Source organism: Streptomyces sp. OfavH-34-F, from assembly GCF_022347745.1.
GTDB lineage: Bacteria > Actinomycetota > Actinomycetes > Streptomycetales > Streptomycetaceae > Streptomyces.
Map to the genome: position 1 here is coordinate 23,122 of NZ_JAKRGC010000032.1, position 10,463 is coordinate 33,584.

General features: G+C 72.4%; 6 protein-coding genes. 3 read left to right on the plus strand and 3 right to left on the minus strand.

What is annotated here, in order from left to right:
- Window positions 1-66: 66 nt before the first annotated feature.
- The 3 genes from MHW47_RS08420 to MHW47_RS08430 all read right to left on the minus strand — a co-directional run bounded on the left by MHW47_RS08420 (window position 67) and on the right by MHW47_RS08430 (window position 5,387).
- Window positions 67-1,596, minus strand: a complete 1,530-nt coding sequence (locus MHW47_RS08420) for an alpha-N-arabinofuranosidase (RefSeq protein ID WP_239222003.1) — start codon at window positions 1,594-1,596, stop codon at window positions 67-69.
- A 47-nt stretch (window positions 1,597-1,643) separates the two neighbouring features.
- Entirely contained in the window at window positions 1,644-2,642 is a 999-nt protein-coding gene (locus MHW47_RS08425) for an arabinan endo-1,5-alpha-L-arabinosidase (protein ID WP_239222004.1), read from the minus strand.
- A 192-nt stretch (window positions 2,643-2,834) separates the two neighbouring features.
- Entirely contained in the window at window positions 2,835-5,387 is a 2,553-nt protein-coding gene (locus MHW47_RS08430) for an alpha-L-arabinofuranosidase C-terminal domain-containing protein (RefSeq protein WP_374230068.1), read from the minus strand.
- Between the two features lie 1,095 nt (window positions 5,388-6,482).
- On the opposite strand from MHW47_RS08430, the gene MHW47_RS08435 reads away from it, so the two are divergent.
- The 3 genes from MHW47_RS08435 to MHW47_RS08445 all read left to right on the plus strand — a co-directional run.
- On the plus strand, window positions 6,483-7,298 hold the full coding sequence (locus MHW47_RS08435; protein WP_374230069.1) for a hypothetical protein: 816 nt from the start codon (window positions 6,483-6,485) through the stop codon (window positions 7,296-7,298).
- 6 nt (window positions 7,299-7,304) lie between these two features.
- The gene (locus MHW47_RS08440) at window positions 7,305-9,437 is read left to right on the plus strand and encodes a bifunctional serine/threonine-protein kinase/ABC transporter substrate-binding protein (protein WP_239222006.1); all 2,133 of its coding nucleotides are present in this window, start codon (window positions 7,305-7,307) and stop codon (window positions 9,435-9,437) included.
- Between the two features lie 6 nt (window positions 9,438-9,443).
- A partial coding sequence (locus MHW47_RS08445; protein WP_239222007.1) for a serine/threonine-protein kinase occupies window positions 9,444-10,463 on the plus strand: 1,020 nt, incomplete at its 3' end.

The window sequence follows — 10,463 nt, forward strand, 5'->3', positions numbered from 1 at the left end:
GAGGGCGCCTGTCGGCCGCCCTCCGGGGGAGCCGCCCGAAGGCAGCGTTCCTGCGGGGGCGGCCCGTCAGGCCAGGCGGATCATGGTCCAGGACAGCGGTTCGAGGGTGACGCTCAGCGCGGTGCCGGCCAGGACGGCTCCCTCCCCCGGGTGCGGCGTGACGCGGTCCGGCTCCTCGAGGGTGTTGCGGGCGTCCGGGTCCGCGTCGGCGAGGACGGTGTGCTCGACGATCCGGCCGAGGTCCATGCGGCCCAGCTCGACGCGCAGCGGCAGGGGCTGGTCCTGCGAGCGGTTGACGGCGAAGACCGTGACCGCTCCGCTCTGCGGATCCCGTACCGCGGTGGCCTGCAGCAGCGGCACGTCGCCGTGGACGGCGGTGGGGTACGTGGGCGAGTCCACGCGTACGTCGAGGACCTCGCCGCGGCCGTGGCGAGCGGCGTGGGCGAAGGGGTAGAAGGTGGTCTGCCGCCAGGCCGGGCCGCCGGGTTCGGTCATGATCGGGGCGATGACGTTGACCAGCTGGGCGAGACAGGCGACCGTGACGCGGTCGGCGTGCCGGAGCAGGGCGATGACCAGCGAGCCGAAGACGACGGCGTCGGTGACCGAGTAGCTGTCCTCCAGGAGGCGGGGGGCCTCCGGCCAGTCGAGCGGGTTCTCGGCGGCCTCCGCCTCGAAGCGGCTCTGGTACCAGACGTTCCACTCGTCGAAGGAGAGGTTGATCTTCTTCTTGGACTTCAGGCGGGCGCCGATGTGGTCGCAGGTGGCGACCACGTTCTCGATGAACGACTCCATGTCCACGGCGGAGGCGAGGAAGGAGGCGCGGTCGCCGTCCTTCTCCTCGTAGTAGGCGTGCAGGGAGATGTAGTCGACGAAGTCGTACGTCTCCTCCAGGACCTTCGCCTCCCAGGACGCGAAGGTGGGCATGGCCTGGCTCGACGAGCCGCATGCGACGAGTTCGAGGTCCGGGTCCATCTGGCGCATGGCGCGCGCCGTCTCGGCCGCCAGCCGGCCGTACTCCTGTGCCGTCTTGTGGCCGGTCTGCCACGGGCCGTCCATCTCGTTGCCGAGGCACCACAGCCGTATGCCGAAGGGTTCCTTGTCGCCGTGGGCGGCCCGCAGATCGGAGAGAGCGGTTCCGCCGGGGTGGTTGGCGTACTCCTGCAGTTCGAGGGCCTCGGCCACGCCCCGGGTGCCGAGGTTCACGGCCATCATGGGCTCGGCCTCGGGGCCGATCTTGTCCAGGAACGCCATGAACTCGCTGAGCCCGAAGCGGTTGGTCTCGGTGGAACGCCAGGCGAGGTCGAGCCGGCGGGGCCGGTCCTCGACGGGGCCGACGGAGTCCTCCCACCGGTATCCGGAGACGAAGTTGCCTCCCGGATAGCGGATGGCCGTGACCCCGAGTTCGCGGACGAGGTCGAGGACGTCGGTGCGCAGGCCCGCCGCGTCCGCGGAGGGGTGGCCGGGCTCGAAGACGCCGGTGTAGACGCAACGGCCCAGGTGCTCGACGAACGAACCGAAGAGACGGGGGTTCACCTCGCCGACTGTGAACGCCGGATCGAGGGTGAATCGGGCGACGTGGTCAGGGGCGGTGGTCATGACTTCCTTTCGGGGGGCAGGGGTGCCGGGGGGCCGGGCGGTCGCCGTCAGCGGGCGAGCACGGGCCATCCGTCGGCACTCCAGGAGAGCGGGGTGAGGCCGAGCTTGGGAGTGCCCTGGTCCTCGGCGTCGTAGTAGTGGTGGACGAGGACGTCCCGGCCGCGGTCCCGGAGCACCGACTGTCCGCCGGGGCCGAGGTACCTGCCGTGGGCGGCCAGCAGCAGGTCGCCGCCGCCTTGCGTCATCGGCCTGCCGTCGCGTCCGGCGTAGGGGCCGGTCGGCGAGGTGGAGCGGCCGACGCGGATGTTGTACGTCGACTCGGTGCCCGCACAGCAGCGGTCGTACGAGACGAAGAGGTAGTAGTAGCCGCCCCGGTGCACCACGTACGGGGCCTCGACGGCGTAGGGGGCGTCGGGCCGGGTGGCCAGGTGGTGGACGGGGGCCGCGGGGAGGGGGCGCCCGGTGCGGTCGTCCAGCTCCACCATGCGGATGCCGGTCCAGTAGGAGCCGAAGGACATCCAGAGTCTGCCGTCGCCTTCGACGATGCCCGGGTCGATGGCGTTGTAGGGGTCCGTCGTGTCGCTCGCGAGGATCTCTCCCTGGTCGGTCCAGGTGCCGGGCCGGCCGCTGGTGGAGGTGGCGAGCCCGATGGCGGAGTGGTTGGAGCCGAAGGAGGAGACCGCGTAGTAGAGCCAGTAGCGGCCCTTGCGGTGGACGATCTCGGGGGCCCAGGGGTCGTTCTCCGCGGAGTAGGAACGCCACCAGGCGGGAAGCGTGGTGAAGGCGGACCCCGACCGCTCCCAGTGGCGTCCGTCGCGCGAGGTGCGCGCTTCGAGTCCACCGTGCGTGGAGTAGACGACGTACGTTCCGTCCTTGAGCCGGATCGCCGAAGGATCGTGGACGACGACGTCCCCGGTGACGGGCAGCGGATCCGGGTAAGCGGCCACCGGAGCGGCCGAGGCCGTGGGGACCAGACAGGCGAGGACCGCGGCAGCGGCGGCCACGAGTGCCGCGGTGCGGTGGCGGAAGAGGTGTCCGACCTTCATGGAGATGCTCCTTCTGCGACCCGGCGGAGGGGTGCGTTCGAAAGGGCGAGCGGGCAGGGCTTCTTCGAGGCGTCGCACGGCCGGCCGACCGCGCCGCCCGTGGCGCTGTGGGGATCCCTGCCGTGGAGGACGGTCGTCCCTCCACGGCAGGGAAGCGGGGGCGGCGGCAGTGCGCCGCGCCGCCGGTCGCCGCTACCTGCTCTTGACGCGCAGGAAGGTGACCGAGTGGGCGGGGAAGGTGTAGGTGAAGGTCCGTCCGATGCCCTTCAGCGTCGACTTCCGTGGCCGGATCGGCTGGTCGTCGGCACTGTTCACCGCGCTCGGCGCGCCTTCCAGGGTGGTCACCCGGGCCGTCGACGCGACCTTGGAGGTGCCGAGGTCGATGCTCGTACGGGCCGCGGTCGCCTGGGCGTTGACGACCTTGACGATCAGATCGGACTTGTCCCTGGTCACCACCTGGCGGAAGGGTTCGGCCGCCTTGTCGTCGGTGAACGAACCCCACTCCTTGCCGTCGAGGTAGAGGGTGACCTGCCGGCCGCGCACCTGGACGCGGAGGTCGTAGGTGCGGCCCGTCTCGATGGTGGTGGGTTTGTCCATCAGGGTCTGCTTGCCCCCGTCGACGGACTTTTCGACGGCGGAGCGGGTGTTGCCCCAGCCGCCGAGGTTCCACCAGTAGTAGTTCCCGGTGTCGCGTACGCCGAAGGCGACCAGGAACCCTTCCTTGCCGGACTTCTTCGTGGCCTTGACCTTCAGGTCGTAGTCCTGCCAGCCCGGGTCACCCGCGGTGACCAGGGTGTCCTCGGCGGCTTCGTCGGTCTGGACGTAGGCCCCGTCCTGGACGGCCCAGGCGCCGCGCCCGGCTGCCGGCGTCCACCCGGAAGCGCCGGCGGTGAAGTCGTCCTTCAGGAGGGTGGTGCCGTCCGCCGCCGTCACCTCGACGTCGTCGTAGGCGGCGCTGGTGGCCCAGGTCGACAGGCCGACCGCGCCGGTGATGGGGCCGGAGACGGACGGGGTGGCGGAGGCGCGGCTCGGCACGACCCGGTCGCCGGTGTTGTTCATGAAGAGCTTCTGGACCTCGTAACTGGTGGAGCCCCAGGAGCGGTCGTTGTCGAACCAGATCATGTCGGGCCGCCACTGGTTCTTGTTCACATCGGCCAGCAGCGGAGCGTACGAGGCGAGTTTGACGACGTCGGCGTTGCGCTCCAGGCCCGTCATGAACGCCGCCTCGGACAAGGAGTTGGCGAAGCGGTTGTCGAGGGAGGCGTACTCGCCGAGGAAGACCTTGGGGCCGCTGCGGTCGTAGGAGTCGTAGCGGTCGTTGTTCTCCAGGAACCACTGCGGCGAGTTGTAGTAGTGCTCGTCGACCATGTCGACGCCCGACTTGCGGTTGAGGTCCCACAGCCGGTCGAAGGTGGCGCCCGAGGAAGCGGGGCCGGAGTTGGAGACGAGCGTGATCTCGGGGTACTCGGCCTCGATCGCCTTACGGAACTCGGTGAAGTGGGCGAAGAAGGCGTCGGGCAGGTTCTCCTCGTTGCCGATGCCCAGGTGGGTCAGGCCGAAGGGCTTCGGGTGGCCCATCTCGGCGCGCTTGCGGCCCCAGGTGGAGGTGACGGGGCCGTTGGCGAACTCGATCAGGTCCAGGGTGTCCTGGATGTGCCGCTTGAGCAGGGCCGGGTCGTCGGTGGACTGGTTCTGCCCGCAGCCGGTGACCAGGGCGGGTACGACGGGCAGCGGCATCGCGCCGATGTCCTCGGCGAACTGGAAGTACTCGTAGTAGCCGAGGCCGTAGCTCTGGTGGTAGCCCCAGAAGTTGGCGTTCACGGCCCGCTGCTCGACGGGACCGATCGTGTCCTTCCACTGGTAGGAGCGGCGGCGTTGCCAGTTCGGGGCCTCGTAGGCGTCGTGGCTGCCGGTGTTGACGAGGCAGCCGCCCGGGAAGCGGAGGAAACCGGGGTTCAGCGCGGCGATCTTCTCGGCGAGGTCCTTGCGCAGCCCGTTCGCGCGGCCCTTGTACGTGTCGCGGGGGAAGAGCGAGGCCATGTCGAGACGGAGGGTTCCGGCACCGGCGGCCGTCACCGCGAGCCGGCCCGCGGTGGTGTTCGTCCTGGGGACGAGCGTGCCGGTGTACTTGGTCCACCGGTCGCCGCGCACGGTGATGCCGAGCGGCGCGCTCAGGACAGTGCCGTCGGCGGTGCGCAGCTCGGCTGCGAGACGGGTGCCGGCTTTGTTGTCCGTGCGCGCCCAGACGGAGAAGTCGTACCGCTTCCCCTTCTTCAGGGCCATGCCCGGGCCGTAGCCGCTGTTGACCACGCCGAATCGGCCGGTGGTGCCGCCCGTGCCGGCGAGGTCGACCCGCAGGTAGTTGCGGTTGCGCTCGTTCAGCCGCTCGGCGTCGCCGGCGACCGTGACAGATCCGGTGGCGCCCCCGGACGCGATCTGCTCCCAGCCGGTCAGCGGGGTGTAGGCACTGTTGTCGACCGGGCTGAACTCGAACGAACGGTTCTGCACGAGTTCGGCGTAGAGACCGCCGTCGGCCGCGTTGTTGATGTCCTCGAAGAAGACGCCGTACATGGTGGGGTCGATCGCCGGGCCCTTGCCGGCGGCGTCGACGGAGAGGGTGTAGTCGGTGACGGCAGGGTCCGCCGCCGCCACCGGGGTCTGGGCGAGCAGGCCGGCCGCCAGTGAGGTGGCGAGCAGGCCACCGGTGAGGACACCGGGTTTTCTGATGGTGTTGCGTGGGCGCAAGGCGGCTCTCCTTGAGGGGGACGGTGCTGGGGCGTCGTGCTCTCGGTGGGCGGGGCGGTACGCGTGGGCCCCTTCGCGGTCGTCAGCGCTCGGGCTCCCGTGGCCCTTGCGGTGGCGGGCGGCTGCGGAGCGCCCCACCGCGGCGGCCGGACGGGCGCCGGATTGCCGTAGTGGGCGTCTGGGCCGTGCTTGCGGGTGACGTGACGGTCCAGCAGGTGTTGCGGGAGTTACACCGTGCTCAGGGCCTCTGGGGTGCTGGGCCGTCTCCGCGACCGCATCGCGGATGACGGCGTGGCGGTGTTCGTGGACCGCCGAGCCGGGTTGCGGCGCCGTCGCGGACCCTGACCACCACGGCGCGCCCGGATGAGGGGGCCGCGGTCCACACCGGTCGTGCAGGCGTCGGGATGGTGCCGTTCGACGGGGCGAAAAGAGGCGTGAGGCGTCACGATGCGGTCTCTCAGTCCTGCGCGGAGGGCGTGGGCGACCCCCTGATTGTTAACGCTCACAACCGTCATGGACAAGACCTGGGTGCAGTTCTCTGAAACTTTCGGCGAAAAGCACGGCTCCCGAGAGAGCGCGACACCGCAGCCCGCGCGGGCAGTCCCGGAGGCTCGGCCCCTGGTCGCGGGGGGCCGGGGTGATCGACAGTCACCTACGGGGCGCACTCCACGAAGGAGTCCACGCAGGTGGCCCGATCACCGACAAGGCCCGTTCCGCGCACAGCGACGCCAGGTGGAAGGCCGTCGGCAAAGGCCGTACGGCACCGGAGGGCGTCGTCCGGCGGCAGGGTGCTCGCGCGCATGATCAGCCGGCGTCGGATCAGGAGGAGTTCAGGCCTCCTGGCGCATGCCTCGCACGTTCGCTCCCCTTCTCCGCCCTCACGGGCTGTGCGGCGATACGGGCGAGGCCGCCAGCTCTTTGCGCCTGCCGATGTGAGCGTTAACGGCTCTCAGCGCAGCGCAGGAGCGCCAGGCGCAGGCGCGACCTCGAAGACCGGACGTCCTGCCGGCGCCGTGGTTTCGCCGGGAACCGGCAGCCCCGCTCCCGTACTCCTAGGATCGACGTGGCTTCGGGATGCGGGGGTGGTTGTTCGTGGTGCGCGGGGGGCCGTTACGCGGCTGGCGCGGGTACGGAGTCCTGGCGGCGGTGCCGCTGCTGCTGGTGACCGCGTGCGGCGGCGGGGACGCGGACGGTGACGGGGCGAAGAAGCGGCCGGGCGCCTCCCCGGCCGCCACCGGGAGTAAGACCCCCGGCGCCACCGGCGCACCGGTCATCGACGCCGACCCGGCCCGGCTGCCCACCACCAGGAAGTCGGCTCTCCGCCTCATCGGGCAGGTCATCGCGGACCCCGAGAGTTTCGGACCCGGGGTCGTGGCGCGTACCCCGTACGAGAGCGGCCCGGACACCTGGCCGGTGCTCGGCGCCGACTGCGTGTGGCAGCAGCGCGAGCCGGGCCCCGGGGTCCTCGCCACCCTTACACGCTCCTTCGAGGTCCCCGCGGGCAAGGGCAATGGGCCGCTGCGGCTGGCCGCGATCGTCACGGTGCACCGCACGGACGACGGCGCACGGTGGGAGATGGCCGAATCGCTGGAGGAATCGATGCGCTGCCCCACGCAGCAGTTGCGCGAGGGTGAGTTCATCGGCGGGCTCGGCGCGGGCGCCCTTGCCCGGGGCGAGGCCAACCATGTCAACTCCGAGGACTCGCTCGTGGAATCCGGTGAGTTCCGCAGCTCCGAACTCGGCGGCCCCTACCCGTATTTCTGGGAGCAGGACCAGATTCTCCGGTTCACCTTCGCCGTGACCGCCAAGGGTGCCAAGGGGTGGACGGAAGCCGAGATCGGTGACCTCGGCGCCCAGGCGCAGAGCGCCATGCTGTTGCGGCTGCACGCGGCCGTCGGGAAGAAGGGCTGAGGGCACGTGGAAGAGTTGCGGGCCTCGGACCCGTCATGGATCGGCGGGCACCGGCTGCTGGGGCGCCTCGGCGCCGGTGGCATGGGCGCCGTCTACCTCGGCAGGGCCGCTGACGGGGCGCTGGCCGCCGTCAAGGTAATCCTCCCCGAACACGCCGGCGACGCCGACTTCCGGGTCCGCTTCCGTCGCGAGGCGGAGGCCGCGCGCCGGGTGGACAGCCCCTGGGCGGCACGGGTCACCGGCTCCGGCACGGAGGACGAACGGCCCTGGCTGGCCACCGAGTTCGTGCCCGGCCCCGCGCTCGCCGAGGCGGTCACCCGGTGCGGCCCGCTGCCCGCGCCGAGCGTCCAGGTCCTCGGCCGGCTGCTGGCCCGCGCCCTGGCGTCGGTGCACGCGGCGGGGCTCGTCCACCGCGACGTCAAACCCGGCAACGTCCTGCTGGGCGCCGACGGGCCCCGGCTGATCGACTTCGGCGTCGCACGGGTCACCGACGCCACCGCGCTCACCGCGACGGACCTGGTGGTGGGCACCCCCGGCTTCCTCGCCCCCGAGCAGGCCACCGGAGGCGCCGTCGGACCGGCCGGTGACGTCTTCTCGCTCGGCTGCCTCCTCGCGTACGCCGCAACCGGGCGGCCGCCCTTCGGGAGCGGCGCCGTGGACGCCCTGCTCTACCGCACCGTGCACGAGCCACCGGATCTCGGCGGCATCAGCGACCCCGAACTGAGCGCTCTGCTCGGCACCATGCTCGACAAGGACCCGGCCGCCCGCCCCACCGCCGCCGCACTCGACCGACTCATCGCCGTCGACGCCCCGAACGGTTCGATCGACTGGCTTCCCGGGGACGTCGTACGGCTGATCGCCGACCGGGCCGCCACGATCCTGGCCCTCCCCGGCATCGACGCCACCCGCGCCGGGGAACCCGGGGCCCCTGCCCCGGCCCGGCGCAGGCTGCTCCTCCTCGCGGGCGCCGGAGCGGTGGCCGTCGCGGGCGGAGGCGCCTTCGCCGTACGGGAGTGGCTACGCGACGACGACGCCGGCTCCGGCGCGGCCGGGTCGGAGGCACGGACCTGGACCGTCGGCGTGCAGGCCGATCTGTCCGGGCCCCGGGCGGCGGACGGACAGGCCCAGGAACGCGGGGTGCGGCTCGCGGTCGACCGGTTCAACTCCCGTACGGACAAGCCGTTCGGCCTGCGCGTGAAGGTGCTCGACGACCGGGGCGAGACCGCCGCGGCCGTGCGCGCCGCCGAGCGGTTCGCCCGGGACCACGACGTGCTCGCCGTGATCGGCCCGACCGACGATCCCGCCACGACCGCCGTCCTCGGAACCTACGACGAGGCGATGCTGCCGCTCGTCACCGTCTCGTCCCAGCAGATCAGCTTCGCCGCACGGTCCATGCGGTCCTTCTTCCAGGCCGTCCCGTCCGATGTCGCGCTGGCGTACCCGATCCGCAACCGGCTGGTGCTCCGGCCCGACGTGCAACGACTCGGCGTGCTCGTCGACCGGGCCGGCGGCCAGTCCGCGTACCTGACGGGCTACTTCCTGAACCGGCTCGTCGTCGATTCCACGGACGGGACCACCTACCCTCGCGTCGTGCCCGCGGGCACCCGCGACCTCGCCCCCGTCGTCGCCGACCTGCTCGCGCACCACAGCGACGCCTTCTTCCACGCCGGGAACCCGGCCGGGGCCGCCCGCGCCGCCCGGACACTCGCCGCCACCTCCTACAAGGGCCCCCGCATGGCCATGCACTCGGCCATGGGCGCCCGCTTCCTGAAGGACGCCGGGGACGCCGCCGAGAACTGGGAGTTCGTCTCGCCCTGCGTCGGCGCGACGGCCCCCGCCGTGAAGCAGTTCGCCGCGGCGCACCGGAAGAAGTACGGGAGCGCCCCCGCTCCCTGGGCCGCCGAGGCGTACGACGCGGCCGGACTGGTTCTCGCCGCCCTCACCGCCCTCGCCCGGAAGAACCGGCCCCCCGCACGGGCCGACCTGGTCGCGAAGATCGCCGCCTCCTCGTACCACGGCATCTCGCGCGACTACGCCTTCGGTGAGGGCAACCGGCTCAAGGGCCAGGCAGCCCACCTCCACGGTGTCCGCGGCGGCGCGTTCCGCTACCTCGGCCCGCTGGCCACGAGCAAGAGCTGACCCGGCATGCGGCCCCTCACCCCGGACGACCCCCGGACCGTCGGCACCCACCGCGTCCTGGCGCGGCTCGGCGCGGGCGGCATGGGCGTCGTGTACCTGGCGCGCACGTCCGGCGGGCAGCTCGTGGCCGTGAAGGTCATCCGGGCCGAACACGCCGCCGACCCCGGCTTCCGGGCCAGGTTCCGGCGCGAGGCCGAGGCCGCCCGCCGGGTCACCGGCCCCTGGGTGGTCCCGGTGACGGACGCCGACACCGAGGCCCGTGAACCGTGGCTCACCACCGTGTTCGAACCGGGTCCTTCGCTGGCCGAGGTCGTCCTCGCCGAAGGCCCCCTGCCGCCCGCGACCGTCCGCGCGCTCGGGGCCCGCCTCGCCGACGCGCTCGACACGGTGCACGAGGCCGGTCTGGTCCACCGTGACGTGAAGCCGGCGAACGTGCTCCTGGCGCTCGACGGGCCCCGGCTCATCGACTTCGGCATCGCCCGCCACCAGGGCGCCACCGCTCTCACCGCGACCGACGCCGTCATCGGCACCCCCGGCTATCTCGCTCCCGAGCAGGCGTCGGGAGGGCGAGCCGGACCCGCCTGCGACGTCTTCGCGCTGGGGTGTGTCCTCGCGTACGCGGCGACCGGACGCCGTCCGTTCGAAGACGGCGGGGCCGCGTCCGTCCTGTTCCGCACCGTGCACGAGCCACCCGCCCTGGACGGCCTGCCGCCCGCCCTGCTACCGCTCGTCGAGGCGTGCCTGGCGAAGGCCCCGGCGGACCGGCCCACGGCCCGGGAGGTGGCCCGGGCCCTCGCCGCACCATCCGGCGAGGACCCGGACGCCTGGGCACCGCCCGGACTGGCCGCGCTGATCGCCGCCCGCTCCGCCGCCGCCCTCGACGTCACCGTCCCGGAACCGCCCACCGTCGTCGGGGAATCCGTCCCGCCCCCTCGTCCCGCCAGGCGGACCGTGCTGATCGCCGGGGCGGCGGGGATTCTGCTGGCCGGGGGCGCGGTGGCGGCACGGACGACGGCGCGGCGCTCC

What these genes read in the sequence shown, in the direction of transcription:
- MHW47_RS08420 (WP_239222003.1), bottom strand. Translation starts at nt 1,596, where the DNA reads ATGACCACCGCCCCTGACCACGTCGCCCGATTCACCCTCGATCCGGCG.
- MHW47_RS08425 (WP_239222004.1), bottom strand. Translation starts at nt 2,642, where the DNA reads ATGAAGGTCGGACACCTCTTCCGCCACCGCACCGCGGCACTCGTGGCC.